The following is a 26,995-nucleotide window of genomic DNA, read 5'->3' on the forward strand; positions in this document are numbered from 1 at the left end:
GTCCAGGGTAACCGTCAGCTCAACGCAGCAATCGATCGACATGCGCCGCGATGTCGTCGACGGTGGACTCGTCGGCGGGGCTGATCTCGAAGGACAGCAGTTCGTCCCCGAAGAGGCGACTCGCGCGACGCGTCAATGCGAATTCGAACCGGTCCTCGACGCGGCGCCAGTCGGCGATCCCGCCGTAGATCGGCGCGCTGGCCCCGGTGGTCACGCAGTATTCGTGGGCGCGGGGACCGCCGACGAGGTCGCGTTGGATCTGGAAACAGGCCAGTGACTCGTCGTCGATGAACACGACGGCCTCACATCCCAGGTCGGGATGTCGTTCATACGACGCGCGGATCGTCACCTCGCCAGGCTAGCGGACGCGTCCAGACGTCAGCGTCGCCAGAACAGGTGGTGCGTGACGCCACTCGGGCTGGGCACGACCTCCAGATAAAAGCGGTCGAGCAGCTCGTCGGGTGTCTCCCACAGCCGCGATCCGCCACCGAGTTCGACGTCGCACACGGCCACATGCATGGTGTCGACGAGGTCGGCGTCGAGGAATGAGCGGATGATCGCCGCCCCGCCACCGAGTCGCACGTCCTTGCCGTCGGCCGCTGCGCGCGCCATCTCGAGTACGGCTGCGGGTTCGTCGTCGACGAAGTGGAAGGTGGTGTCGGACAGACTGAACGACGGCCGAGCATCGTGGGTCATCACGAAGACCGGGGTGTGGAATGGTGGTTCGTCGCCCCACCAGCCGAGCCACTCGTCGTGATCCTCCCAGGGACCGCGCAGCGGACTGAATTTGTTGCGCCCCATGATCTCGGCGCCGATGTTGTGGTGGAAGTCGCGGGTGAAGTAGTCGTCGAGACCGCGAGTGCCGCCGGGTTCGGTCCGATTGGGCCAGCTCGCGGTTGCCCCCGCCCAGGCGAAGATGCTCGCCGGATCGGCATGACCGAACGAACGCTCGACGCTCTGTCCCTCGCCCGCGCCGTATCCGTCGCGCGACACCCCGAAATTCTGGACTCGCAGCAACTGCGTCATGTCGTCTCCTCGGTGACGGGAGTGGCCACCAGTGCCACCTCGAACAGTTCGGTGCGTGCAATCGCACTGTCACGCTCGGCGGCCAGTGCAGTCCGACGCGGATCGGCCATGAAGCGGTCCAGCGCCGCTCGGTCCCCGATCGAGATGATCTGAAGCTCGTCGGGCCCGTCCGGATCGTCACAGAGGGCGCGCTGTCGCACCGAACGGATAGCGCGCTGTCGCACGACGCCCCCATGGTCGGCGACCAGGGCAAGCACCTTGTCCTCGTAGGAGTGCATCTCCGCCCGACGACCGGGGTGAGCCCACAGGAGACAACACAGATCAAGCGCCATGTATCCATCATGACCGTCTGTGCTCATCCGGTCACCGACCGCCGACTCTCGAAGCGACGACGCTCGCCGGTGATCGGGTCGGTGAACTCCAGCGCATGCGCGATCAGTCGCAGTGGTGCGGAGAAGTCTCCCTTGTCGGGCCGCGCCGCCAGTTCGGGGCGCACGTCAGGATAGAGCGGGTCGTCGACGATCGGCACGCCCAGCTGCGACATGTGCAGCCGCAGCTGGTGCGTGCGACCGGTGTGCGGGACCAACCGGTAGACGCCGCCATCCATAGTGGTGTCGATGAGGGTGACGTCGCTGATCGCGTTGACCGGGCCGTCGACGACGAGTGCGCGCAGGTCCCCGGCGGTTTTCTCGATGCGGTTGCGCACGGTGACGGTATCGGTCAGCGATGCGTCGACCGGGGCAAGCGCCCGATACTCCTTGGCGGCGGTCCGCGACGCGAACAACTCTTGGTAGGCCGAGCGCACCTGCGGCCGCAGGGTGAAGAGCAGCACTCCGGCGGTCAGCCGATCGAGCCGATGCGCCGGTGCGACGTCGTCGGAGCCGAGTTGGCGCCGCAGACGCACCAACGCTGTCTGCGTCACATGTCGGCCGCGCGGCATCGTCGCCAGAAAATGCGGCTTGTCGACGACGACGATGTTGTCGTCGCGATACAGGATCGGCAGGTCAAACGGGATCGGCACCTCGTCGGCGACGTCTCGGTAGAGGTAGATCGACGTGTTCAGGCGGGCCGGGTCGTCCAGCGAGATCGGTTGGCCGGCTGCATCGACGATCTCTCCGGCGTCGGCGCGATCGCTCAGGTCATCGTCGGTGAGGCCGTCGAGCGAGGGTGTGGTCAGCAGGCACTCGCGCACGGTCCGATCCGGGCCGGAGCGCAAGACCACACGCGTCGCATCGACCCCGTCACGAATCGGCAGCGGCGATGGTCGCCGGCGGCCCCGACGCACCGACGGTCAGCTCTCCAGGCGCGTCTTGAGGTTCGCGAGCAGCGCAGCCTGGATGCGTGCAAGTCCCTTCGGCGCGAAGGTCTTCTCGAAGAAGCCGCCGATGCCGCTGGCGTTGCTGTTCCAGGTGGTCGTGGTGGTCACCTTGGAGCCGTTGCCCGCGGCGACGACCTGGTACGTCGTGACCATCGTCGAGTTCTCGTCGCGTTCGGTGACGGTAGCTGCAGCATTCGCCCCGCTCGCTCCGCTCCCGGCGGCGGGAACCACCGACACGGTGGCCTTCACGTCACGCTGACGCTTGGAGGTGGCCTGCAGAATCCAGTGCACCACGGTGCCGTCGCCGTTGCCGCCGCTGATCACGGCGTAGTCGCGGTACTGCTCGGGCAGGATCGCCGGACGCACCTCGTTGTAGTCGGCCAGCGCGCCGATCACGGCGTCGGGAGCGGCGGCGATGTCGACCGACTGAGTTGCGGAAATCTGACCCACGATTGGGCTCTCCTTAGAACTGATTGGCGGGTGCACTGATCACGTCCTAGGCTAGCCAAGTGAACTCTGACCGGTTGGAGATGGGGGCAGAGGCTTTCGACCAGGGGGTGTCGACCCTCCTGGCGAGTTATCGCGCCATTCCGCCCGAGGCCACCGTGCGGCTGGCCAAGAAGACGTCGAACCTGTTTCGCAAGCGTGCGGCCAATCCATATCCCGGTCTGGACGTCTCGGGTCTGGACCGGGTGATCTCGGTGGACCCCGACGCGAAGACCGCGGACGTCGCGGGCATGTGCACCTACGAGAACCTGGTCGCGGTCACTCTCCCGTACGGCCTGGCGCCGACGGTGGTGCCGCAGTTGAAGACCATCACGCTCGGCGGCGCGGTCACCGGACTCGGCATCGAGTCGACGTCGTTCCGCGACGGATTGCCGCACGAGGCCGTGCTCGAGATCGACATCCTGACCGGCAGCGGCGAGATCATCACCGCCACACCCACGAACGAGCATTCCGATCTGTTCTTCGGGTTCCCCAACTCCTACGGCACACTCGGCTACTCGGTGCGACTCAAGATCGAGCTCGTGCCGGTGTCTCCGTATGTCGAACTGCGCCATGTCCGTTTCGACCGGCTCGCCGACCTGCAGTCGACGATGAGCACGATCGTCGACACCGGCACCTACGACGGGCAGCAGGTCGATTACCTTGACGGCGTGGTGTTCTCGGCCACCGAGTCTTACCTGACGCTGGGTCGGTCGACGACCGAGCCGGGACCGGTCTCCGACTACACCGGCATGGACATCTATTACCGGTCCATCCAGAGCAAGAAGACCGACCGGCTGACCATCAACGATTACCTATGGCGCTGGGACACCGACTGGTTCTGGTGTTCCCGCGCGTTCGGCGCTCAGAACCCGCGTATCCGACGCCTGTGGCCCAAACGCTATCTGCGCAGCAGCTTCTACTGGAAGCTGATCGGCCTCGATCAGCGGTACGACATCGGCGACCGGCTCAACGCACGCAAGGGTGAACCGCCCGGCGAACGCGTCGTCCAGGACATCGAGGTCCCGATCGAGAACACCACGGCCTACCTCGAATGGTTTCTCGCCAACATCCCGATCGAGCCGATCTGGCTGTGCCCGCTGCGGTTACGTGAGCCGGCACTCTCCGGCTCCGACCCCGCACGCCCGTGGCCGCTGTATCCGTTGCAACCGCACAAGACCTACGTCAACGTCGGCTTCTGGTCGGCGGTCCCGGTGACGCCGGGAGACCCCGGCCACGCCAACAAGATGATCGAACACAAGGTGGCCGAGCTCGACGGTCACAAGTCGCTGTACTCGGAATCCTTCTACAGCCCCGAGGATTTCGACGAGCTCTACGGCGGCGAACACTATCGGCTGCTCAAGAAGCGGTACGACCCGCGGGGACGTCTGCTGGATCTCTATGCGAAAGCGGTGAAGCGCCAATGACCACATTCCGTGAAACGTCGTCGGGACTCGATACCGGTTCGACCAAGATGAGTCTTGCCGAGATCTTCGAGTCGCTCCTCGGCGGGAACCTCCAGATCCGGATCACCGCCTACGACGGCAGTTCCGCCGGCCCGATCGACGCGCCGTACGGCCTGAATCTCAAAACTCCGCGTGGCACAACCTATCTGGTCACCGCGCCCGGTGATCTCGGGCTGGCACGCGCCTACATCGCCGGCGACCTCGAACTCATCGGGGCACACCCGGGCGACCCGTACGAGGCGTTGCGCGCGCTGGCCGGCGACCTCGAGTTCACCCGTCCGTCCGCCCTGGCGCTCGCGCAGATCGCCCGCTCCATCGGACTCGAACACTTCAAGCCGATCGCACCGCCGCCCCAGGAGGCCGTGCCCCGCTGGCGCCGATTCGCCGAGGGCTTCCGGCACAGCAAGTCCCGCGACGCCGAAGTGATCCACTATCACTACGACGTCTCGAACACCTTCTACGAGTGGGTACTCGGGCCGTCGATGACCTACACCTGCGCGGTCTATCCCGATCGCGACGCGTCGCTGGAGTCCGCACAGGACAACAAGTACCGGCTCGTCTACGACAAGCTGCGGCTCAAGCCCGGCGACCGGCTGCTCGACATCGGTTGCGGCTGGGGCGGAATGGTCCGCTACGCCGCCCGACGCGGCGTCAAGGTCATCGGCGCGACGTTGTCCGCCGAACAGGCCGAATGGGCGCAGAAGGCCATCGCCGACGAGGGACTCGGCGAACTCGCCGAGGTCCGACACAGCGACTACCGCGACGTCCCCGAGGGCGATTTCGACGCGGTGTCGTCGATCGGTCTCACCGAGCACATCGGCGTGAGCAACTACCCCGCCTACTTCGGGTTCATGCGCGACAAGCTCCGCGACGGCGGAATGCTGTTGAACCACTGCATCACCCGCCCGGACAACTCCGGACGCAACCGGGCCGGATCGTTCATCGACCGCTATGTGTTCCCCGACGGGGAGCTGACGGGCTCCGGCAAGATCATCTCCAAGCTTCAGGACATCGGCGGCATGGAAGTGGTGCACGAGGAGAACTTCCGCGAGCACTACGCGATGACGCTGCGCGACTGGAACGTCAACCTCGTCGAGCATTGGGACGAGGCCGTCGAAGAGGTCGGCGAAGGCACCGCGCGCCTGTGGGGCCTGTACATGGCGGGGTGTCGAATCGGGTTCGACCGCAACATCATCCAGCTACATCATGTCTTGGCCACCAAACTCGACAAGTTCGGCAACAGCGACCTCCCGCTGCGCCCGTGGTGGGACGCCTGACACCGTGATTCTGTAGAGACGAGCGCCCACTCCTCCACCGGCCGACGTACGAGCCTGCCCACGCCGGCTGAGGTGCGAGCCTGCGAGCCTCGAAGCCCCTGGTGAGATGACATCGTTGGCTTACCAGGCCTTCGAGGCTCCTCGCTAGCGCTCGTCGCGCCTCAGGCAGCGGAATCCGGGACCAGGGAGCGGGGGTTCTCTCACTCGAGCGGGCGTGCGCCCAACTCTGATTGGAGCAGCTCGAGGGCGGCCTTCCCCGGGTCGTGCCGGCCTTCGGGTGTGGCCGCCTGAGCGTCGGCGACCATTTCCTCGCGTTCGTCCTGGGGGATGTCCTCATCGGCGCGCGGCGGCTCGGGCTCCTCGGGTTCGGCCACCGGCTCCGGTGCCGATTCCACCGATGACGTTGCAGCAGAAGGAGTTTGCGTGGCCGCTTGGCTGCGCCGTGCGTAGGTTTGCCGCGACTTGGCAGCCGACTGCGCAGGTTTCGCCGACGTACGCGCCTGGCCGGATGGCGCAGCGCCGCCACCGGGCGGCTGATGGATGGTCTGGACGTCGAACTCCGTCCCGAGGACATCCTTGAAGGCTTCCCTGATGATCGCGATGGCGTGCGGCGCCGACAACCGGCCGACGAGGATCTCCACCGGGTGCGACAAGATCACGGTCTGATCCTGCAGATCGTGGACGGTTGCCGACGACAGCATCGGCTCGACGGTCTTGCCCTGCGAACTGTGGCCACGCACGGCCGTGCGCACCTCCTGGAAGCGCTTGCGGAGCGTGTCCAGATCAAGCCCCGGAGCCGGCGGCTCTGCAGGCTCCGGTTCTGCCTTCGACGTGAGGCGCGGCCGGGGATCGTCGGGTGGTGCGTCGTAGTCGTCGGAGGGTTCATCAGGAAGTGGAATATCGTCGGCTGCAGCAACTTCCGGCTCGGGCGTCAGTTCAGGTGTCGGTTGCTTCGGAACCGGCGTCGGCTCTGGCGTCTTCTCTGGCTCGGGCTCGGGTGCCGCCTCGGTGCGTGCCGCCGGTGTGCGCGCCGGAGGCTGCGGTGCCGTCGGCGTCCCGCCACCCCGAACCGCTTCTGCAGCAGTCGTATCCGCGACGACTGGAGCCGGCTCAGGCGTGACCACATCAGCCGGTTCAGCCACCACCACATCGGCCGGCGCAGCAGACTCTGCCGGCGCGAGCACGCGGTCGTCGGCCTCGGCTTCTTCGGCGGCGGTGCGTTCGGCAGCGGCCTGCTCCTTGGCCTCCTCGATCGCCTTGCGCTGGGACGCACGCACGAATTTCGGTTCCGGTTCCGGTTCGGCCGGGGTCGCCGGGATCGGAATCGACGTCCGTGCACCCGATTCCAGCCGCTCGAGACGCTGGAGCAACGCTGCGTCGTCCGCGGAGACCGCCGGCAGCAGCATGCGCGCACACATCACCTCGAGCAGCAGTCGCGGCGAGGTGGTGCCGCGCATCTCACCGAGCGCGGCGTGCGCGATCTCGGCGAACCGCGTCAGCGACGCAGACCCGAGCGACGCGATCTGGGCGTTCATCCGCGCGAGCTGGTCGCCGGGCGCCTCCACGAGCCCGCGATCGGCAGCGTCCGGAACAGCTTGCAGCAGAATGAGATCCCGCAGCCGCTCGAGGAGGTCGATGGCGAATCGGCGGGGATCGTGTCCGGCGTCGACGACCTTCTCGACCGTCCCGAACAGCTTCGCTCCGTCGGCTGCGGCAAGAGCGTCGATCGTGTCGTCGATCAGCGCGATGTCGGTGACACCCAGCAACGACAGCGCCCGATCGTAGGTGACTCCCTTCTCGTCGGCACCGGCGATGAGCTGATCGAGGACCGAGAGCGAATCTCGTGGCGACCCACCACCGGCACGGATCACCAGTGGAAAGACATCAGCCGCGACGGTCACATGCTCGCGTTCGCAGATGTTCTCCAGCAGCCCGCGCATCACCGGCGGCGCGAGCAACCGGAACGGGTAATGGTGCGTACGCGAACGGATGGTGGGCAGCACCTTCTCCGGCTCGGTCGTCGCGAACACGAAGATCAAGTGCTCCGGCGGTTCTTCGACGATCTTGAGCAGCGCGTTGAAGCCGGCCGTGGTGACCATGTGCGCCTCGTCGACGATGAACACCCGATAGCGCGACTCGGCCGGTGCATAGAATGCGCGGTCGCGAAGCTCGCGAGTGTCGTCGACGCCGCCGTGGCTGGCCGCGTCCAACTCGATGACGTCGAGATTGCCCGGCCCACCCGGCGCGAGCGCCTCGCACGACGAGCACACACCACACGGCGTCGACGTCGGTCCCTGCTCGCAATTGAGTGACCGCGCGAGGATGCGCGCCGACGACGTCTTGCCACAACCACGTGGCCCCGAGAAGAGGTATGCGTGATTGATTCGACCGGCGTCGAGTGCCCGGCTCAGCGGATCGGTGACATGCTCCTGACCGACGACGTCGGCGAACGTAGCCGGGCGATAGGTGCGATACAGGGCCACGCGTCGAGACTACCGGCGAACCCCGACAGTCCCCTGCCCGGTCCCACAGTCCGGTCCGCAACTCACCGACCGGTGTGATCAGTCCTTCTCGAGCAACGTCTCGGTGGCCGCCAACAGCACGCAGGTGGAGACCCCATCCATGGCGACGCGCAGGTCGTCGGTGCTCGGAAAGGTCGGCGCGAGACGGATGTTGCGGTCGTAGGGATCGTTCTTGTACGGGTAGGTCGACCCCGCCGCGGTCAGCGCGATGCCCGCTTCCTTGGCCAGCTGGATGGTCCGCTTGGCGGCACCGTCGAGCACGTCGAGGTTGATGAAGTAGCCACCCTCGGGTTCCGACCACGCCGCGACCTTGGACTCGGCGAGGCGGTCGGCGAGGATTTCGAGCACCAGCTTGAACTTGGGCGCGAGGATCTCGCGATGGCGGGCCATGTGGGCGCGCACCCCGGCGGCGTCGCCGAAGAAGCGCGCATGCCGGAGCTGGTTGACCTTGTCGGGGCCGATCGTCGTGAACGACAGATGCTTGGCGAACCAGTCGACGTTCGCGGGCGACGAGCCGAAGAACGCAACGCCTGCACCGGCGAAGGTGATCTTGGACGTCGAGCCCAGCACATACACGCGATTCGGATTCCCGGCCTGCGCGGCCATGTCGATCACGGGCAGCGGCGTGGGCGGTGCGTCGACGAGGGTGTGCACGGCGTAGGCGTTGTCCCAGTAGATGCGGAAGTCCGGTGCGGCCGGCATCTCCAGGAGCCCACGGGTGACCTCCTCGGTGAAGGTGACACCGGTGGGGTTGGAGTACGTGGGTACCGCCCACATGCCCTTGATGCTCGGGTCGTTGCGCGTCAACTCGGCACACGCGTCCACGTCGGGGCCGTTCGGCAGCATCGGCACCTCGATCATCTCGATGCCGTAGGTCTCGGTGATGGCGAAGTGCCGGTCGTATCCGGGGGCCGGGCACAGGAACTTCACCTTCTGTCCGTGCCATGGGGCATCGGAGTCCTGGGTTCCGGTCAGCAACGCGAACGCGGTGAGGTCGTGCATCAGCTCGAGGCTGGAGTTGCCGAAGGCGATCAGGTTCTTGGGGTCGACGGCGAGTAGTTCGCCGAAGATCTCGCGCAGCTCCGGCAGGCCGTTGATGCCGCCGTAGTTGCGAGTGTCGGTGCCCGCGGAGTCCTTGTACTCGTCACCCGGCAGCGACAGCAGATCGTTCGAGAGGTCCAGTTGCTCGGGCGCCGGCTTGCCGCGGGTGAGGTCGAGTTTGAGGCCGGCTGCGCACAGCTCGTCATAGAGCTTTCGCAGATCCTGCGCGGTGGCGTGAAGTTGATCCGAACTCATCGAATGGAAGTTCAACGTTGGCCCTCTCGCCGCAACGTCGGTGCGGGTGGCCGACGCCGCAAACCTGGATGATCGTGTCGGGGATAGGGGACCCCGCGCACCCGAGAGAGCCCGTTGACCCTTGCTGCCTTCCGGCCCTGGGGGAGTTCACAGGATGCACGCCGCGCGGGATCCGGAGACAAGTGTACCCACCCGATTTCGGCCGACGTCACTGACCCGAGATCACGGTGCGCAGATGCAGAAACCCCCGGTCACGCTCGCGCGTGCCCGGGGGTCTGATGTTGCATCATCTGGCGGAGGATAGGGGATTTGAACCCCTGAGGGCGTTAACCCAACCCGCGTTCCAGGCGAGCGCCATAGGCCACTAGGCGAATCCTCCAACTCCGCGATGATAGCGGTCCGGGCACCGCGGCCCAAAACCGACTGTCCCGCGTAGGTCTAGCGGAGGTAGCCCGGCAGGTACGAGACCGGCGCGACGGCGGTGGCGCGATCCGACGCCCCGGACGACACGATGCCGACGATGCGGCCGCTCGCGTCGCGCACTCCCGACCCGCTGTCCCCGGCCTTCGATAGCAGGCTGGTCCGGATGCTGATCGTCGAGTGCTGCAGCAGGAACGGCGGCGCGTAGACGAATCCGCGGGCCGTCCGCTTGGTCGGCTTGGGGTCGGTCACCACACCGCGACCGAAACCTGTGGTCACGCCGTTCTTGCTGACCGGCTGGCCGCGGAAGAACTGGCCGGACCAGTTGATGCGGTCGATCTGGACGCGCGCCCGCGGCACCAGGGTGATCACGGCGATGTCGAGGCCCTTGGCGATGCGATTGGCGGTGATGGTTCCGATCCGGTTTCCGCGGGCGTCGTAGACCCCGCGGCCGACCTCGCCGCAGTGGCCCGCGGTGAGTGCCTTGCGGGGCGAGAGGACTGCGCCGAGCGTGCATTCGCTGGCCGTCACGATCGTCTCCTCGACGTCGATCTCCATGCCTGACCGCACGGTCAGGGCGGGTGCCGCTTCGGCTGTGACCGCGGGTGCGGCCACCAATGCTCCGACAGACAGCAGCGCTCCGGCCAGAAACTTCATACGCATGTGTGATCCCCTCATCGTCATTGGTCCGTTCTCATCGGATCGTCATCGAGCGCGGGGCTCTCGAGGAGATCACCTTGCCGACGACGGTACCAGCGTCACACTGACACCAGTAGCCCCAACTATTCGCGGTATTAAACCACGGCTTTGCTGAACGAGGCGCGGGCTAGGGTGGAGTCATGACCGACCACAACGCGCCATACGTGATCCTGGGAGCCACCGGTGGACAGGGAGGAGCGGTGGTCGATGCGCTGCTCGACGCCGGCCGACCCGTGCGGGCCGTTGTGCGCGACGCAGAATCGGCGCGAGCAGTACGACTGGCCGAGCGTGGCGTCGAACTCGCGGTCGGCGACATGGTGACCGGAAACGGACTGACCGAGGCCTTCGACGGGGCCGCCGGCGTCTTCGGACTCACCACGCCGTTCGAGACCGGCGTCGACGCGGAGATCACCCAGGGCACCGCGCTCATCGCCGCGTCGAAACAGGCCGCGGTGCCCTACTTGGTGTTCTCATCGGTGGCGAGCGCGAACCTCGGTACGGGAGTACCGCATTTCGAGAGTAAGTTCGAGGTCGAGAAGTTGTTGGCGCAGAGCGACCTCCCGCACACCATCGTCGGCCCGACCTACTTCTACGACAACCTCCTCGGCGGAGCCGACGCCCTCGCCGCGGGCGTGATGCCCATCGCCATGCCCGCCGACAAAGAGCTGCAACAACTTTCGCGACGCGACCTGGGCCGGTTTGTCGCGACGCTGTTCGCGGATCCGCAAGCCCATGCCGGCGAGCGCTTCGACATCGCCTCCGACGCACCCACCCCCGCCGGGATGGCCACCACCCTCAGCGAGGTTCTCGGACGGCCGGTGCACGCCGAATCCTATGACCCCGAACGCATCTCATCACCCGACATGCGGGCGATGTTCACCTTCCTCAGCGGCGACGGCTACAGCGCGGACATCCCCGCCCTGCATGCACGCTTCCCCGACGTCGGATGGCAGTCCTTTGCCGAGTGGGCGGTCGGGGCGCTCTCGAAGAGTTAGGTGACCAATCCCGCTGACCTGGGCAAATGCGCTTGCGTCGTGCCCGCAAAATTAAGGGGAAGAACTTCCTCCCCTAACTTCCAAGTCGTCCCCGCGAAAATGTGCGGGGAGAACTCCAAGGGTAGGGGAAGACACTTCCTCCGGGACGAGGCCGCAGAAATTGCCACTAATTGGTCGGGAAGGCGAGGTCCAACGGCGACGCGGGTCCCATGCTCAGTGCGGCCAACGCTTCGGGCGTGATCCCCGGCCGGAAACGCACGGACGCACCGAACACATCGGAACCGTTGCCGATCTGATGCAGGTCTACGTCGGCGATGTCGACCCGGCGCATGCGGTCGGTGCCGTTCACGTTGGTCGTCGAGGTCCGCATGCTCAGGACACCGCGGCCATTCGTGACCCGGATGATGGGGTCGGACATCGCAATCTCGAGGAGGTGGAACCTGGTGTGCGCCACAACTGTTCCGCGGTATCGCAGCACACCGTTGCCGTCGCGCACCGCGCCGTCGCGCAGGGCGAAGGTGAGCCGGTGCGCGTCGTCCACGGCTGCACCGTCAACGCCGTACACACTGCCTTGCAGCCGGCCGGTGACGGTCTGGTAGAAGGTCGGCGAGTAGGCCCAGATCAGGTTTCGCGGTGCAGGTTTCGGTGTGTTGGGTCCGGGTGCGGTGGAGTACCGGATGGGCACGCTGAGTTCCTGGGCGGCGTTGACCGCGCCCGCTGCACCGTAGGTGTAGATGCCGTATCGTGCGCCCGCGGGAACGGTTTTCGGCGTGCTCGCCACGACGCGAGCCGTGAACGTTCCGCGCGGTGACAGCGGCACCCACTGCTGGCGGATGGTGCGGCGCATGTCGAACGGGGCCGACGGCACCTGCGCGAGTGCCGAGCGCGACAGCGCCCACTTGACGCCCGACCGGTTGGTGGCGCGAGCCGACTCAGGTGCACCTGCCGACGGCTTCCACGTTGGCGCGAAAGCACCGAAGGCGATGAAGGTACCGTGCGGCACACCCGGCGGCACCGGAAGCGGGAAGCCGCCGTCGCGGTTGGCGTTGGGGTCGAAGCCACTCCCCTTGACCACCAACGTATCTCCGGGGTGAACGACGGTGGAACCGATCGGCGTGACACCGTCGGCCGCAAAGACCTCGATCTGCGGCCGGAAGGCCGGCGCCCCATGCGACTGGCCGACAATGCCGGGAGCGGGCAGGACCACGATTGCCAGTGCGGCGAGGATCGCGCACAGGACTCCGATGCGACGGTGCATGAGGGCACCCTAACGTGAGGGCTGGTCGGGCGGTAGCGACCAAGGTCCCGGTGATCGACTCAGGTTGGTTAAGGTCAACGCATGACCGAGTACGTGCTCGTCGTCGCAGGTCTCGGTGGCCTGATTCTCGGCGCCGAGTTGCTCGTCCGCAGCGGTACCGCGATCGCCGCGCGCCTGGGTATCTCTCCGCTGCTGATCGGGCTGACAGTCGTCTCGATCGGCACCAGCCTGCCCGAACTGGCAATCGGCATCGACGCGACACTCAACGATGCGGGCCCCCTTGCGGTGGGGAACATCGCCGGCACCAACATGGTCAACATCCTGCTCATCCTCGGCCTGTCAGCCGCGATGCTGCCGCTCGCGCTCGGCCGCCAGACGCTGCGACTCGACCTGCCCGTGATGGCCGTGAGTGCGGTACTGCTGCTCGTGCTCTGCTTCAACGGCACATTGTCGAGGTTCGACGGCGTTCTTCTGCTCGCGGTCGCCATCGGCTATACCGTCGCTGCCGTTCGTGGTGAACTGACGTCGCGCACACCGTCGACCACCGACGACACACCCGATCAGGGCCCGATGTGGCAGCGGTCAGCCCAGTTGATCGCGGGGATCGTGATCGTGGTGATCGCGGCGGACTGGCTGGTCGACGGATCCGTGCGGGTCGCCACCGACCTCGGCATCAGCGAGGCGCTCATCGGTCTGACGGTTATCGCGATCGGAACGTCGGCGCCCGAGTTCGTGACGACGGTCGTCTCGACCATTCGAGGAGATCGAGATCTGGCAATCGGCAACCTGATCGGGTCGAGCGTCTACAACATCACCTTCATTCTCGGAACAGCTGCTCTCGTGCGACCACTGGCGATCACCGACGATCTCATCCACGTCGACATACCGCTGATGACCGGGGTCGCGCTGCTCTGCATTCCCGTCTTCATCACGGGTCGACGCGTGTCCCGCCTGGAGGGCATCGCGTTTGTGGCGACCTACCTCGTGTACCTGACACTGGTCATCGCACTTCGCACCTGAATACCCGTCCACGGTCAAGGATCACAGGTCAGCGGGGCTGGTCACCAACCCTTCGAGTCAGCGACCCACCCGCCGCCTGCGGCGGCGATCGTGGAGGCGGGAAGAGGCCGTGGAGCGCGACGCGGCGACGATGATCCACGAAAATAGGGGAAGAAACTCGTCCCCTACCCCTGGAGTCCTCCCCGCGAATTTTCTCGCGGACGACTCAACAAGCAGGGGCAGAAAGTAGGGGAAGAACCTTCCCCTACTTTCAGTGGTCCGGCGCCTCGCTGACGTGGCCCGTTCGCCTGCCCTTCGAGGCATCCCTCGCCTGGCGCCTCGGGCACCTCAGAGCGGTGGGGTGGTGGACGCTTGTGTGCAGGTCAGAGCGCTAGTCACCGAACTCTTCGGGTCAAGACGCACGGTAAGCGGTTTTCGAAGCCCAGTCAGCGGTTTTCGACGCCCAGTCAGCGGTTTTCGACGCACGGTCAACGGATTGGGACGCACGGTCAGGTGCCCTCGATGCGGTTGCCCTTCTCGTCCCAGTGGTCGGCGACCTTCTTGCTCGGCTGTACCCGTGGCGGTTCGCCGGGCATCTTCGGGTAGCTCGGTGGATAGGGCATGTCGCCCAAGCCGTTCGCGTCGTCGGCGGCCACCATCTCGAGTAGTGGTTCCAGGCCTCGGCGGTGGCCGGCGATGTCGGCCCACGGGTCGCCGCGGTCGGCGACGAGCTTGGGAACGGTGGCCATCGTGCAGTCCTCCGGATCGACGTCGGCAAGCTCTGCCCACGTCACCGGCGTCGACACCCGGCCGGTCGGACTGCGCCGCACCGAGTAAGGCGAGGCCATCGTCCGGTCGCGGGCGTTCTGGTTGAAGTCGATGAAGATACGCTCGCCGCGCTCTTCCTTCCACCACGACGTTGTCACCGAATCCGGTTGTCGACGTTCGAGTTCACGGGCCAATGCGATCACCGCGCGGCGGGTCGCGATGAAATCCCACGTGGGTTCGATCGGCACGTACACGTGTACGCCACGGCCGCCGGAGGTCTTTGGATAGCCCGTGTAGCCCAGCTCCTCCAGGAGCGGCCGCAGTCCGTCGATCGCGACGCGGCGCACATCGTCGAAGGTGGTGCCGGGTTGCGGGTCGAGGTCGATGCGCAGCTGGTCGGGATGATCGTTGTCGCCGTCCAGCGTGGGCCACGAATGAAACGTCACCGTTCCGAGATTGGCGGCCCAGACGATGTCGGCGGGGATGGTCGGACGGATCGCATCCCCGGTTCGCTTGGAGGGAAAGACAATTCGAGTCGATTGCACATGCTCGGGCCGCTTCTTGGCGATGTGCTTCTGATAGATCTCCTCCCCCTCGACGCCGTCGGGGAAACGCTGCAGGAAGGTCGGACGATCTCGGAGTGCCCGCATGATCGGGCCGTATTCCGGCGCCCCATCCCCGAGCGCCATGCTTCGGTAATATCCGACGAGATCCCGTTTGCGGCCACCGTTCTCACCGAGTTCGGGGAAGTAGATCTTGTCGGGGTTGCTGAGTCGCACCGCGACACCGTCGACGTCGAGTTCCTCTGCGGGAGAACGGGATGCCATCTCAAGACCCTTCCAGGACGTCGTGTAGGTCGTAGGTGAGCGGCACCTCGAGCTGGTCGTAGCCACAGCTCTCCGGTTCCCGGTCGGGTCGCCACCGCAGGAACTTCACCGTGTGCCGGAACCGGTGGTTCTCCATCTGGTCGTAGGCGAACTCCGCCACCAGTTCTGGCCGGATCGGTATCCACTCCCCCGACTTCTCCGAGCGCCATCGCGTGGGTTCACCCAGCGACGGCTTGTCCGGGTCCTTGCGCATCGGCTCGAACATCTCCTGCAGCTCAATGCGTTTGGCGTCGGAGAAGGCACCCGCGCCGCCGACCATGTGCAGGTCGCCGTCGTCGGTGTAGAGACCGAGCAGCATTGATCCGAGACCAGTTCCGCTCTTGTGTACGCGGTAGCCGATGATCACACAGTCCGCGGTCCGCTTGTGCTTGACCTTGACCATTTCCCGCTTGTTCTGCAGATATCGACCGTCGAGCCGTTTGCCGACCACGCCGTCGAGCCCGGCACCCTCGAACGCCGAGAACCAGTCCTGCGCGACGGTAGGGTCGGTCGTCACCCGACTGACGTGGAACCGCCGATCACGGCCGGGTTCGACGACCGCGCGCAGCAGCGCCTCGCGTCGGACCTCGAAGGGTTCGTCCATCAGACTCGCCGATTCCAGCGCGAGAGCATCAAAGCCGATGAAGATGGCCGGCGTGGTTTCGGCCAGCATGTTCACCCGCGAGGCAGCCGGATGAATGCGTTGCGCCAGCGTGTCCCAATCCAGACGGTGGGTGTCGCCGGTGAGCGCGGGAACGCCGATCTCCCCGTCGAGCACCACCTTGTCGGGCAGTTCTTCGCGGGCCGCCGCGACGATCTCCGGGAAGTAGCGGGCCAGATCCTTACCGCCCCGCGATCCGATGCTCACCTCGTCGCCATCGCGAAAGATCAAAGCCCGAAAGCCATCCCATTTGGGTTCGTACGACCAGACGGGCGCGCCATCGGGTTGATCGGGAACCGCTGTGACCGCCTTCGCCAGCATCGGCGCGACCGGCGGCATGACCGGGAGATCCATGGGTGCCATCGTTCCTCACTCGTCGAACAAACCGCAACGGCGCGGCGGGTCGCCAAGACAGACCGGGCTGCGCGGCGGATCTCATCGCTGCGGTGACTTCTCCCGTCGCTTCGCTCGCCCCGACTTCCCCCGTCGCTTCGCTCGCCCCGACTTCCCCCGTCGCTTCGCTCGCCCCGACTTCCCCCGTCGCTTCGCTCGCCCCGACTTCCCCCGTCGCTTCGCTCGCCCCGACGGTAATCTCGTCGTCGATGCCTGACCCCAACGCCGGACGCTTTGCGCCGTCTCCTTCGGGAGATCTCCACGTCGGCAATCTCCGCACGGCGTTGCTCGCGTGGCTGTTCGCGCGCACCAGCGGACGGCGTTTCCTCCTGCGAATGGAAAACCTGGATCGTAGCGCTGCCGGTTCGGATCAACGCCAGATCGCCGACCTGACCTCGATGGGGATCGACTGGGAGCCGCCGGTCATCTATCAAACCGACCGCCTGGCGACGTATCGAGCGGTGATCGACCGCCTGCAGGCACAAAGCCGCACCTTCGAGTGCTACTGCACGCGACGCGAGATCCTCGAGGCGCCCTCCGCGCCGCACGCACCGCAGGGTGCCTACCCGGGTACCTGTCGCGACCTCACCGAGGCACAGAGGGCTGATCGTCGCTCCTCCGGACGTCCGCCCGCAATCCGAATACGTTCCGAGGTAACGCATTTCACGGTCGACGATATGCTGCACGGAACGTATGAGGGAGTGGTCGACGACTTCGTGGTGCAACGCAACGACGGGACCCCCGCCTACAACCTCGCAGTCGTCGTCGACGACGCCGCACAGGGAGTCGACCAAGTGGTCCGCGGCGACGACCTGCTCTCGTCGGCGCCGCGTCAGGCGTATCTGGCGACGCTGCTCGGCGCGACCCCGCCGACCTACGCACACGTCCCGATGGTGCTCAACGCCGAGCATGTTCGGCTGAGCAAACGCGACGGCGCCATCACGCTCCCCGACCTTGCCGACGCAGGCGTTCCGGTGGCGACCGTGCTCAGTCGGATCGCGTGCTCACTCGGTCTCGGTGGACGCGACGAGGCGGTCGGGGTGAACGTCCTGGCGCAGCGATTCGACCCTGAACGGCTACCCCGGGAGCCCTGGATTTTCACCGCCGACGAATGGGGCTGACGGCACCCACGCCCCCCCGAGAACCGCCCCGCACTACCCCCCGCGACACGCCGCCAATACCGGCGTTTCGCCCGCAGCCGCACCTCGGAGGGTGGAAATCAGCGGCAGGTTTCCGGGGCGGATTCCAGGCCGATACAGCAACCTGCCTTCGGGTGCTCGTTGGTCAATACGACGCGTCAGTGCGCGGTCGAGAGCAGCCGCTGCAGCACGTCGTTGAGCGTGATCAGCCCGACCGCCCGGCCGTCATCGGTGACCAACGCGAGGTGAGTGCGGGTGCGACGCATGGTGGCGAGCGCGGCGTATACCGGTTCGTCGGACGGTACCGACAGGACCGGACGCATCAGTTCGGCGGCGCAGGCGTTGGACCGCAAGCTGTCACGCACGTGCACAACACCCTCGACCGACGCCCCAGCCTCCTTTGGCAGCACCAACAACCGCTGATGGCCCGACGTTCGTGCGGCGGTCTGGATCGCATCGGCGGTGGCGTCCGGGGTCACCGTGCCGACCAGCGCCGTGTTCTCCGACGCGACCACGTCGCCGACCGTCAGTGACTCGAGTTCCAGCGCACTCGTGAGGTGCGCGTGATACCGCTCGTCGAGCGTGCCGACCGTCGCGGAGTGTTCCACGAGATGCTTCAGAGCGTCGCTGTCCTGGCCGGTTGCGACCTGGTCGACCGGGTCCACGCCCACCTTGCGCAGGCACCAGTTGGCCAGGCGGTTGAGCTGCACGATCACCGGCCGCGTCACCCACATGAAGGCACGCATCGGCACGGCCAGCAAGATCGCCGAACGTTCCGGATGGGCGATCGCCCACGACTTGGGCGCCATCTCGCCGACCACGAGGTGTAAGAACGTGACGACGATCAGCGCCAGCACAAAGCCCGCGACATCGGCCAACCACAAGGGCGCGCCCCACCCGGAGATGGCGGGCGTGAGCCATTGGTGCACAGCGGGTTTGGTGATCGCACCGAGCGCCAGCGTGCACAACGTGATGCCCAGCTGAGATCCGGCGAGCAGCACCGACAACTCGGAGGCACTCCGCAACGCCGCGCGAGCGCTCCGACTCGTCGACGCCGCATCCTCCAACCGGTGACGGCGGGCAGCGATCAGTGCGAACTCGACCGCCACGAAGAAGGCGCTTGCCGCGATCAACGCGACGGTGGCGACCAACACGACCCAGGGATTACTCATCGTCGGCCTCCGGTTGTGCCAGCAGCACCAGCGATGGCACGTGTCTGCGCACCTCGAGAACGGTCGCCACGATGTGTTCGTTCGGCGTGTTCTCGTCGTCGGCGAGGGCGGCGGCATCGGGAGCGAGTTCGATCGTCACCTGATCGCCGACTTTCGGCAGTCCCACAAAGGTCGCGATGACCAGACCGGAGACGGTTTCGTAGTCACCTTCTGGCAGGTCACGACCGATCGTCCGCGACACCTCGTCAAGGTGCGCGTCGCCACGGACGCGCCACCCGTCGTCGGCGCGTGCGATGGCATCTGACGACACGTCGTCGTGTTCGTCGTCGATCTCGCCGACAACTTCTTCGGCGATGTCCTCGGCGGTCACGATGCCGGCGAATCCGCCGTATTCGTCGATGACGACCGCCATTTCGTCGTCGGCAGCCGCGAGTTGTTCGAGAACCTCGGGCAGCGGCAGGGTCGACGGCACGACGACCGCGGCTCGGGACAGGTCGTCGGCGGTCGCATCTGGGTCCGATTGTGCGGGACGGTTTTTCACGGCATCCGACCACTCGAGCACGTCGTGCAGGTGCACGATGCCTCCGACCTCGTCACCGGTCTGGTCGATCACCGGGTAGCGCGTGTGCCCGGTGCTCATCGCCGCGATGACCTCCGACGCCGGCGTCGCGCCGTCGAGATGGTCGACGGCCGGGCGCGGGATCATGGCGTGTTCCGCGGTTCGGGTCGGGAAGTCGAGCACCCGATCCAGGAGGACCGACAGGTCGGCGGGCAGCTCACCCGCGTCGCGAGACTCGGCGACGATGTGCTCGAGGTCGCGCACCGACGCCGAATGCTCGACGTCGTGTACGGGTTCGATGCGCAGCGCGCGCAGGAGCAGATTCGACGACTTGTCGAAGAGCGCGATCAGCCAGCCGAACACGGCGAGATACGCGGTTGTCGAGCGTGCGAGCCAGCGGGCGACCGGTTCGGGCCGGGCGATCGCGAGGTTCTTCGGGAACAGCTCACCGGCGACCATCTGGACGACGGTGGAGAACAGGAGGGCGATCACGGTGCCGATCGCGACACCGATACCGACTGGAATTCCCGCGTCGCCGAGCAGGTCACCGACCCCGCTGCCGATGAGCGGCTCGGCCACGTAACCCACGAGAAGACCGGTGACGGTGATCCCCAATTGCGCGCCCGAGAGCATGAACGACGTTCGACGCGTGACCGACAGGGCACGGCGTGCGGCGGCGTCACCGGAGGCGGCACGCGCCTTGAGTCGCGACCGGTCGACCGCCATGTAGGCGAATTCCTGGGCCACAAAATAGCCGGTCAGCGCGGTGATCGCGGCGACCACGAGGATGCCGATGAAGATTCCGAGCAGGGTCAGCAGCATGATGCCGCCCAGTCACCAGAAGAGGTAGATCGTCGTCGTCGGCGTTTTCGGCGCTTGGCGCGTCGTCTCATCGCTGCTTTCGTAAAGAGATGGTCAAGAGAATTCCAGGGTGCCTGAAGAACGAGCACCTTCGCAAACTCAACGACTTTTGGGCGACGAGAGTTCCTGGCCACAATGACCAGTCCCGCGGCCAACGGACAAACTGCCCCGTCGCTTCGCTCGCCCCGATGCCGATAGAGTTCGCGTTCACAACCGCACGTACACACCTGACAGGGAGAACCCGATGAGACGACCACGGATTCGGGTGCGAGCGGCGACCATCCTCGTCACCGCTCTGCTGGCCGGAGTCGGCACGATGTCGGTACCAACGCCGGCCCAGGCAGCGCCCGCCGCGTCGGCGGCCTAGGCAGCGACCAACGGCTACATCTACGGCGTGGCTCCCGTCGCCGTCGTGCGAACCCGATCCACCCTGCTGTGCAACCGCGCCCCGAACACGCTGATCAACCTCCCGATCACCGCCAACCCGTTGATCCGGCAGATCGTCGCACCGAACTCGGACACGCTGTACAGCAACGCTTTTCTCGATCTCCGCCGCGGCCCGGTGACCCTGAGCCATCCCGCGTCCCACGGGCGCTACGTCGTTCTGCAGTTCTTGGACATGTACACCAACGTCATCGGCAACGTCGGCAGCCGGACCGCCGGTTTCGGTCCGACGTCGGTGACCGTCGTTCCACCGGGCTATCGCGGGCCGATACCTGCGGGCTCACGACGTCTGCCGTCGACGACGTGGGATGTGTGGATGCTCGGCCGGATACTCGCGACCGGCAACCAGCGTCCGCTCGCCCAGGTGTTGCAGGCCCAGACCCGGCTGAGCGTCGGGAAGCGAATCGGCTATCCGGCAGCGGTGCCACCGCGTCTGAAGACCCCGACCTGCACCGGACGTTCTCCCCAGAAGCTCAACGCGAACGGCACGGTGTTCTTCGACGAACTCGCCGATGTGCTTGCCTCGAACCCGCCGCCGGCGGCCGATCGAGCGGCGGTGGCGTCGTTGGCCAGCGTCGGCGTGCGGCCGGGCGCCCGGCCGAGTGCCGGACCACACGCCGACGCTCTCGCGGCAGGCATGGCAGCGGGCACCCGAGCCGTCGACGACGCGGTGGGCAACGACCTCATTCACCGCGGCGCGTGGACGACGCTGGCGACAGCCGGCCATTTCGGGACCGACTTCTCGACGCGCGCTGCCGTCGCCCGGTGGGCGCTGGCCGCCAACGAGGAGATCGAGTCGAGGTACTTCCTGAGCGCGACCGACAGCACGGGCGCCGCGCTCACCGGGTCGAAGCGGTATGTCATCCACCTACCCGCCCGCAGTCCGCTGGTCCCCGTCGATCCAGGCCGTGGCGGATGGTGGTCGGTCACGATGTACGACACGTCAAACTTCTTGGTACCCAACCTGATCGGGCGCTACTCATTGGGCAGCAACCCGGCCGCGCTGACCCGCAACCGCGACGGATCTGTCGACATCGTGTTGTCGTCGACGGCGCCGCGCGACGTGCGGATGTTCCCGAACTGGCTGCCCGCACCGAGGGGCGGATTCCGGCTCATCGTCCGGCAGTACGTGCCGACCGATCTGCAGTGGTTCCCGCCATCACCGAAACCGGTGGGGTAAACGGGAACTCAGCGCGACCCGGCGTAGTACCGCCCAAGGAACTCGTCGCGATACTCGAAGAACCGGCCGTCGACGATGGCTTGCCGTGCTCCGTCGACGAGTTGGACGACGAACGACACGTTGTGCAGTGTCGCCAGCGTCGCGGCGAGTCCTTCTTTCGCCTTGAACAGGTGATGCAGGTACGCGCGGCTGTATTGCGATGTGTAGTTGTCGATCTCGGGGTCGAGTGGCCGAAAGTCTCTGCGGTAGCGAGCATTGGTGATGTTGTACCGACCGTCGAGCGAGTAGATGGCTCCATTGCGGGCGACGCGCGTCGGCGAGACGCAGTCGAAGGTGTCGGCGCCGTTCTCGATGGCGGTGAAGATGTCGTCGGGTTCGCTGATGCCGAGCAGATGCTTCGGCGACTCCTCGGGCAGTTCCTCGTTGACCCAGCCGACGATGGTTCCGAGGTCGTCCTTGGTGAGCGCGCCCCCGATGCCGTAGCCACCGAATCCGCGTCCGCCTTCAGCCTGATCGCGTCGGCTCATCTCGACGAGGTCGCGGGCCGCCTTGCGGCGCAGGTCCTCGTACTGCGCACCCTGAACAACGGCCCACAGCGACTGCAGCGGGCGATGCGAACGCGCCGCGGTCAGCCGATTGTGTTCGGCGAGACAGCGAATCGCCCACAACCGGGTTCGCTCCAACGAATTCTCCTGGTACTCACGAGTGTTCATCAGTGTGGTCAGCTCGTCGAACGCGAAGATGATGTCGGCCCCGAGCTGATGCTGTATCTGCATCGACACCTCGGGCGTGAACCGGTGCGCCGAACCGTCGAGATGCGACTTGAAGGTCACACCGTCGTCGTCGACCCGGGACAGACGCTCTTTTCCGTTGGCGGTCAGGTCGTCGTCGGGAGTGTGGTCGGCGTCCATCGAGATGACCTTTTTGAATCCCACTCCCAGGGACATCACCTGAAATCCACCACTGTCGGTGTAGGTGGGACCCGGCCAGTTCATGAACGCGCCGAGTCCGCCGGCCTCGTCGATGATCTCCGGTCCCGGTTGCAGATACAGGTGGTAGGCGTTGGCCAACACGGCTTGCGCACCGAGAGCGGCCACCGACTCCGGCAGCACGGTCTTGACCGTCGCCTTGGTCCCGACCGGCACGAATGCGGGAGTGTGGATCTCGCCGTGCGGGGTGCTGATCACCCCGGTGCGGCCCAAGGAATCGGGCAGCCGGGTACCGAGGGTGAATCCATGGTCTGCCGGGGTCGTGCTCATCGGTGCATCTTCGCAGGTCCACTCCATCAGGCCCAAAACGGCGACCCGGAGAAGGACACGTGCGATGCCGGGTTCGCTACGGTGAAACACATGTTGCTTTCCCGAAATCGGATCCTGCCCGTCGGCGTGCTCGGCGCCGGTGCCCTGAGCCTCGCCCTGCTCGGTTGCGGCTCCGAACAGGAGGTCGCAAGTTCGACGACCGCGTCCGAGCCACCCGCCCTGTCGTCGAGCGCACCCGTGGTCGGAGGTCCTCGTCCGGCCTCGTCGGCCGCAGAGTCGTCGGCATCGAAGTCGGGCGGTGCCGCCCAGGAGTGCGGCAAGATTCCGGGTCCCGACGGATCGCTGCGCATTCTTGTCCTCGCCGGCAACGTCAACTGTGACACCGCAAAGCAACTGGCCACCGACTACGGGCCGAAGATCGCCACCGGTGAGCAGCAGACCGTGAACGGCTGGACATGCGGGCCGTCGGAGATCGAGGGCATGCTGGCCGCCTGCGTGCGCGGAAACGACGCGGTCGGCTTCACGCCCTAGCTTGACCCTGACGCGACGTGAGGCCCGACAGTGTCTGATGTGAGCGATGGAAAGCAGATACGCGACCTCACCGTCGGTGGGGTCTCCGGTCTGGTCGGCGTGAGTGTGCGCACCCTGCACCACTACGACCGCATCGGATTGGTGACACCGTCGGGCCGGACGCCCGCGGGCTACCGCGTCTACGACGACGCCGACATCGAGCGTCTCCACCAGGTACTGACCTACCGGGAGCTGGGCTTTCCGCTCGAGCAGATCGCGACCCTGCTCGACGATCCGGACACCGACATGCTCACTCGCCTGGGAGACCAGCGTGATCAACTCCGTGCCCGGATCGATCGCCTGCACCGGATGGTCGCCGCTGTGGAGGAACTCATGAATGCGAAGAAGACCGGAATCCAGTTGACCGCTGCCGAGCAGGCCGAGATCTTCGGCGACGACTGGCTCGGCGACGAGTACGCCGCCGAGGCGGAGGAACGCTGGGGCGACACCGACGCCTGGAAGCAGAGCAGGCAGCGCACGTCGTCGTTCACCAAGGACGATTGGCAGCAGATCAAGGCCGACACCGACGCCTTCGAGGCGCGGGTCGCCGACGCCATGCGACGCGGCGTCGACCCGGGCACCGACGAGGCGAATGCGCTGGCCGAAGCGCATCGCGCGTCGATCGAGCGGTTCTACGACTGCAGCCACGAGATGCAGGTGTGCCTGGCCGACATGTACGTCGCCGACCCGCGGTTCACCGAGCACTACGACGCGGTAGTCCCCGGCCTCGCGAACTACCTGCGCGAGGTGATCGTCGCCAACGCCGCGTTTGATGCTGGTTGATGCCCTAGATCCGAGTCACTCTGCGGCGTAGATCTACGGCACCGATTGGCCGTCAGTCCAGCAACGCCTGCGCGACGCGTTCGAGTGCCGCGACGCGACTGCCCTTGACGAGCACCGCGTCGCCGGCCTCGAGCCGGGAAAGCTCTGCGACCGCGGCCTCGACGTCGGGCACGTGCCGGACGTCGGGACCGTAGGACGGCTCGCCGACCGCGATCACCTCGACACCGAGTTCGCGTGCCTGCAGTGCGATCGCCTCGTGTTGGGATGCGGAGTCGTCGCCGAGTTCGGCCATCGTGCCGAGCACCGCCACCCGCCGGCGAACGTCGAGCGCGACGAGCGACCGCAACGCCGCCACCATCGACGTCGGGTTGGCGTTGTAGGCATCGTTGAGGATCGTCACGCCACCGTCGGTGGTCACCAGTTCCATCCGCAACCCAGACAACGCGGCGCCGAACAGGCCGTCGGCCATTGCGTCGACCGGCACGCCCAGCCATCCGGCTGCAGCGACGGCGGCGAGCGCGTTGGGAACCTGGTGTTCACCGCGCGCACCGAGTCGGATGTCGGACTCACCCCAGGGTGTGTGCAGGCGGAACGACGCCCGCAGCTCGTCGTCGAGCACGACGCCCGAGGCGTACACGTCGGCCGCGGCCGTCAGGCCGAAGGTCAGGACGGCGGCGTCGGTGCGGTCGGCCATTGCGGCGACATGCTTGTGGTCGGCGTTGAGCACCGCGAGGCCGGCGACCGGCAACGCCTCGACGAGTTCTCCCTTCGCCCGCGCAACGGACTCGATGTCGCCGAACAACTCCAGGTGCACACCTTCGACGCGGGTGATGATCCCGACGGTCGGACGGGCGATGCTGCACAGCAGGTCGATGTGCCCGATACCGCGGGCACCCATCTCGACGACCACCGCCTCGGTGTCGTCGGGCGCATTGGCCAGGGTCAGCGGGAGCCCCAGTTCGTTGTTGAACGACTTGGCGCTGGCTGTGGTCCGGAAGGTGGTCGACAGAACCCCGGCAAGCAGGTCTTTGGTGGAGGTCTTCCCCACCGAACCGGTCACCCCGACCACCCGCCCGGGGAGGCGGTCGCGCATTGCTCCACCGAGGTCGGCGAGCGCTGCAGCGGTGTCCTCCACGACGATGGCGGTCCGTGCTTCCGCTCCCGGCACCACACCGGCCGAACTCAGATATGCCACCGCGCCCGAGCCGATGGCCGACGGGACGAACTCGTGCCCGTCGCGCGCCGCGACAATCGGCACGAACAACTGCCCGCTGGTCACCGATCGTGAGTCGATGCTCACGCCGTCGATCTCGACGTCGTCGCCGACCATCCGTCCACCGACCGCTGCTGCGACCTCACTCGCCATGACATGCACGACGTTCACGCTATCGGAGGCGGCACGCCGAGAGCACGCCACGCCGGGGCCGTATCGTGACACCCATGTCCACTCCGTTGCTGCGCCTGGTCGTCCTCTTCGGTGGTGCGTCCGCCGAACACGACGTCTCGCGCGTCACCGCTGCGCACGTGCTCGGCGCCGCCGACCGCACCAAGTACGACCTGGTCCCGATCGGTATCGCCAAGGACGGGACTTGGCTGCGCAACGACAAGGCGGTGGCTGCACTCGCCGACGGAACGCCGCTGCCCGATGCCTTGGAGGTGGCCGGAACGGTCGTCGACCCGCTCACCGAACTACGTGGCCACGCCGATGCCTCGGTCACCGTCGTGCTCCCGCTGCTGCACGGACCGCACGGCGAGGACGGGACCATCCAGGGGATGCTCGAACTGTTCCGCCTGCCCTACGTTGGGGCCGGCGTGTTGTCGTCCGCGGTCTGCATGGACAAGGCGATGGCCAAGATCGTCGCCGAACAGGCCGGGATCCCGCAGTGCCGCTGGATCGAGTTCCGCGACGGCATCGACGACCCGAACACCATCACCACGCACGCAGTCGAGGAACTCGGCCTGCCGATCTTCGTGAAGCCCGCCAATCTGGGCTCGTCGGTCGGGATCAGCAAGGCTCACGACGAGAGCGAACTCGACGCTGCGATCAATCTCGCACTCCGCTACGACAACGTCGTCATCCTCGAAGAGTCGGTGACCGGCCGTGAGATCGAGGTGGCCGTCCTCGGTGACACCGCACCGGAGACATCGGTGCCGGGCGAAATCGAACCGGGCAGCGAATTCTATGACTACGAGGACAAATACATCACCGGCGCCGCAAAGCTGGTGATCCCGGCGCCGTTGTCTCCCGAAGCCGCACACGACGTGCAGCAGCTGGCGGCACGAATCTTCACCGCGATGCGCTGCACCGGGATGGCACGCGTCGACTTCTTCTACGAGGAGTCCGGACGCGGTTGGCTCCTCAACGAGGTGAACACCATCCCCGGCTTCACCCCCGGTTCGATGTACCCCAAACTGTGGGACGCGTCGGGCATCAACTATCCCGATCTGATCGACCAGCTGGTCACGCTCGCGCTCACCGTGCATCAACGCAAAGTCGGGTTCTCGACCGAGCACTGACGCCTTCGACTCGCCAAGGATCGCGATACTCGTTGGGAGCCATTCGCATCGACGTGTCGTA

Annotated in this window: 25 protein-coding genes, 1 tRNA gene and 1 other RNA gene; 10 read left to right on the top strand and 17 right to left on the bottom strand. The window is 66.4% G+C overall.

Annotated elements, in window-relative coordinates:
* Positions 1-19: 19 nt before the first annotated feature.
* From MKW15_RS03980 to MKW15_RS04000, 5 genes are all read right to left on the bottom strand, one after another.
* The gene (locus MKW15_RS03980) at positions 20-349 is read right to left on the bottom strand and encodes a hypothetical protein (RefSeq protein WP_240856267.1); all 330 of its coding nucleotides are present in this window, start codon (positions 347-349) and stop codon (positions 20-22) included.
* 29 nt (positions 350-378) lie between these two features.
* Positions 379-1,026 (bottom strand): dihydrofolate reductase family protein, encoded by a 648-nt coding sequence (locus MKW15_RS03985; RefSeq protein WP_240856268.1) that lies wholly within the window; start codon positions 1,024-1,026, stop codon positions 379-381.
* Positions 1,023-1,358, bottom strand: a complete 336-nt coding sequence (locus tag MKW15_RS03990) for a hypothetical protein (protein WP_240856269.1) — start codon at positions 1,356-1,358, stop codon at positions 1,023-1,025. The genes MKW15_RS03985 and MKW15_RS03990 overlap by 4 nt, the downstream gene beginning before the upstream one ends.
* A 23-nt stretch (positions 1,359-1,381) precedes the next feature.
* Positions 1,382-2,248, bottom strand: coding sequence for a pseudouridine synthase (locus MKW15_RS03995; protein WP_240856270.1), 867 nt, complete (start codon positions 2,246-2,248; stop codon positions 1,382-1,384).
* Between the two features lie 69 nt (positions 2,249-2,317).
* Entirely contained in the window at positions 2,318-2,794 is a 477-nt protein-coding gene (locus MKW15_RS04000) for an SRPBCC family protein (RefSeq protein WP_240856271.1), read from the bottom strand.
* 80 nt (positions 2,795-2,874) lie between these two features.
* Here MKW15_RS04000 and MKW15_RS04005 point away from each other — a divergent pair, with 80 nt between their 5' ends.
* The gene (locus MKW15_RS04005) at positions 2,875-4,257 is read left to right on the top strand and encodes an FAD-binding oxidoreductase (RefSeq protein WP_240856326.1); all 1,383 of its coding nucleotides are present in this window, start codon (positions 2,875-2,877) and stop codon (positions 4,255-4,257) included.
* Positions 4,254-5,573 (top strand): class I SAM-dependent methyltransferase, encoded by a 1,320-nt coding sequence (locus MKW15_RS04010; RefSeq protein WP_240856272.1) that lies wholly within the window; start codon positions 4,254-4,256, stop codon positions 5,571-5,573. Before MKW15_RS04005 ends, MKW15_RS04010 begins: the two co-directional genes overlap by 4 nt.
* A 200-nt stretch (positions 5,574-5,773) precedes the next feature.
* Here the strand turns inward: MKW15_RS04010 and MKW15_RS04015 are convergent, their stop codons facing one another.
* The 5 genes from MKW15_RS04015 to MKW15_RS04035 form a co-directional block, all read right to left on the bottom strand.
* Positions 5,774-8,056, bottom strand: a complete 2,283-nt coding sequence (locus tag MKW15_RS04015) for a DNA polymerase III subunit gamma and tau (protein WP_240856273.1) — start codon at positions 8,054-8,056, stop codon at positions 5,774-5,776.
* Between the two features lie 78 nt (positions 8,057-8,134).
* Positions 8,135-9,406, bottom strand: a complete 1,272-nt coding sequence (locus MKW15_RS04020; RefSeq protein ID WP_276614559.1) for an aminotransferase class I/II-fold pyridoxal phosphate-dependent enzyme — start codon at positions 9,404-9,406, stop codon at positions 8,135-8,137.
* Positions 9,407-9,473: 67 nt separating this feature from the next.
* An RNA gene (gene ffs / locus MKW15_RS04025) (signal recognition particle sRNA small type) lies at positions 9,474-9,568 on the bottom strand.
* 114 nt (positions 9,569-9,682) lie between these two features.
* Positions 9,683-9,770: transfer RNA gene (locus MKW15_RS04030), tRNA-Ser, on the bottom strand.
* A gap of 59 nt (positions 9,771-9,829) precedes the next feature.
* Positions 9,830-10,474 carry a S1 family peptidase gene (locus MKW15_RS04035; protein ID WP_240856275.1) on the bottom strand — a complete coding sequence of 215 codons (645 nt, stop codon included), beginning with the start codon at positions 10,472-10,474 and terminating at the stop codon, positions 9,830-9,832.
* A gap of 176 nt (positions 10,475-10,650) precedes the next feature.
* Here MKW15_RS04035 and MKW15_RS04040 point away from each other — a divergent pair, with 176 nt between their 5' ends.
* Positions 10,651-11,505, top strand: a complete 855-nt coding sequence (locus MKW15_RS04040; RefSeq protein WP_240856276.1) for an NmrA/HSCARG family protein — start codon at positions 10,651-10,653, stop codon at positions 11,503-11,505.
* A gap of 166 nt (positions 11,506-11,671) precedes the next feature.
* Here MKW15_RS04040 and MKW15_RS04045 read toward each other — a convergent pair whose 3' ends face one another.
* The gene (locus tag MKW15_RS04045) at positions 11,672-12,763 is read right to left on the bottom strand and encodes an HtaA domain-containing protein (protein ID WP_240856277.1); all 1,092 of its coding nucleotides are present in this window, start codon (positions 12,761-12,763) and stop codon (positions 11,672-11,674) included.
* An 81-nt stretch (positions 12,764-12,844) separates the two neighbouring features.
* Between MKW15_RS04045 and MKW15_RS04050 the strand changes: the two genes are divergently transcribed.
* The gene (locus MKW15_RS04050; protein ID WP_240856278.1) at positions 12,845-13,783 is read left to right on the top strand and encodes a calcium/sodium antiporter; all 939 of its coding nucleotides are present in this window, start codon (positions 12,845-12,847) and stop codon (positions 13,781-13,783) included.
* Positions 13,784-14,271: 488 nt separating this feature from the next.
* Here MKW15_RS04050 and MKW15_RS04055 read toward each other — a convergent pair whose 3' ends face one another.
* Both MKW15_RS04055 and MKW15_RS04060 read right to left on the bottom strand, forming a co-directional pair.
* Positions 14,272-15,357, bottom strand: a complete 1,086-nt coding sequence (locus tag MKW15_RS04055; protein ID WP_240856279.1) for a DNA polymerase domain-containing protein — start codon at positions 15,355-15,357, stop codon at positions 14,272-14,274.
* 1 nt (position 15,358) lies between these two features.
* Positions 15,359-16,411: an ATP-dependent DNA ligase gene (locus tag MKW15_RS04060; protein WP_240856327.1), complete on the bottom strand. Its 1,053-nt coding sequence runs from the start codon at positions 16,409-16,411 to the stop codon at positions 15,359-15,361.
* A gap of 248 nt (positions 16,412-16,659) precedes the next feature.
* On the opposite strand from MKW15_RS04060, the gene gluQRS reads away from it, so the two are divergent.
* Complete coding sequence (gene gluQRS, locus MKW15_RS04065; RefSeq protein WP_240856280.1) at positions 16,660-17,571, top strand: tRNA glutamyl-Q(34) synthetase GluQRS; 912 nt, start codon at positions 16,660-16,662, stop codon at positions 17,569-17,571.
* A gap of 176 nt (positions 17,572-17,747) precedes the next feature.
* Here gluQRS and MKW15_RS04070 read toward each other — a convergent pair whose 3' ends face one another.
* The gene (locus MKW15_RS04070) at positions 17,748-18,761 is read right to left on the bottom strand and encodes a hemolysin family protein (protein WP_240856281.1); all 1,014 of its coding nucleotides are present in this window, start codon (positions 18,759-18,761) and stop codon (positions 17,748-17,750) included.
* Entirely contained in the window at positions 18,754-20,139 is a 1,386-nt protein-coding gene (locus MKW15_RS04075; RefSeq protein ID WP_240856328.1) for a hemolysin family protein, read from the bottom strand. The genes MKW15_RS04070 and MKW15_RS04075 overlap by 8 nt, the downstream gene beginning before the upstream one ends.
* A gap of 286 nt (positions 20,140-20,425) precedes the next feature.
* Here MKW15_RS04075 and MKW15_RS24350 point away from each other — a divergent pair, with 286 nt between their 5' ends.
* Complete coding sequence (locus tag MKW15_RS24350) at positions 20,426-20,548, top strand: hypothetical protein (protein ID WP_276614560.1); 123 nt, start codon at positions 20,426-20,428, stop codon at positions 20,546-20,548.
* A gap of 45 nt (positions 20,549-20,593) precedes the next feature.
* Positions 20,594-21,805: a DUF1254 domain-containing protein gene (locus MKW15_RS04080; RefSeq protein ID WP_240856282.1), complete on the top strand. Its 1,212-nt coding sequence runs from the start codon at positions 20,594-20,596 to the stop codon at positions 21,803-21,805.
* An 8-nt stretch (positions 21,806-21,813) separates the two neighbouring features.
* Here the strand turns inward: MKW15_RS04080 and tgt are convergent, their stop codons facing one another.
* Entirely contained in the window at positions 21,814-23,064 is a 1,251-nt protein-coding gene (tgt, locus tag MKW15_RS04085) for a tRNA guanosine(34) transglycosylase Tgt (RefSeq protein WP_240856283.1), read from the bottom strand.
* 90 nt (positions 23,065-23,154) lie between these two features.
* Between tgt and MKW15_RS04090 the strand changes: the two genes are divergently transcribed.
* On the top strand, positions 23,155-23,595 hold the full coding sequence (locus MKW15_RS04090; protein WP_240856284.1) for a hypothetical protein: 441 nt from the start codon (positions 23,155-23,157) through the stop codon (positions 23,593-23,595).
* A 39-nt stretch (positions 23,596-23,634) separates the two neighbouring features.
* Positions 23,635-24,417, top strand: a complete 783-nt coding sequence (locus tag MKW15_RS04095) for a MerR family transcriptional regulator (protein ID WP_240856285.1) — start codon at positions 23,635-23,637, stop codon at positions 24,415-24,417.
* 52 nt (positions 24,418-24,469) lie between these two features.
* Here MKW15_RS04095 and MKW15_RS04100 read toward each other — a convergent pair whose 3' ends face one another.
* Positions 24,470-25,792: a UDP-N-acetylmuramoyl-tripeptide--D-alanyl-D-alanine ligase gene (locus MKW15_RS04100; protein WP_240856286.1), complete on the bottom strand. Its 1,323-nt coding sequence runs from the start codon at positions 25,790-25,792 to the stop codon at positions 24,470-24,472.
* A gap of 65 nt (positions 25,793-25,857) precedes the next feature.
* Here MKW15_RS04100 and MKW15_RS04105 point away from each other — a divergent pair, with 65 nt between their 5' ends.
* A complete protein-coding gene (locus MKW15_RS04105; RefSeq protein ID WP_240856287.1) occupies positions 25,858-26,934 on the top strand; it encodes a D-alanine--D-alanine ligase family protein in 1,077 nt (358 codons plus the stop codon).
* Positions 26,935-26,995: the final 61 nt, after the last annotated feature.

The organism is Gordonia gummivorans (assembly GCF_022513585.1).
Classification (GTDB): Bacteria; Actinomycetota; Actinomycetes; order Mycobacteriales; family Mycobacteriaceae; genus Gordonia.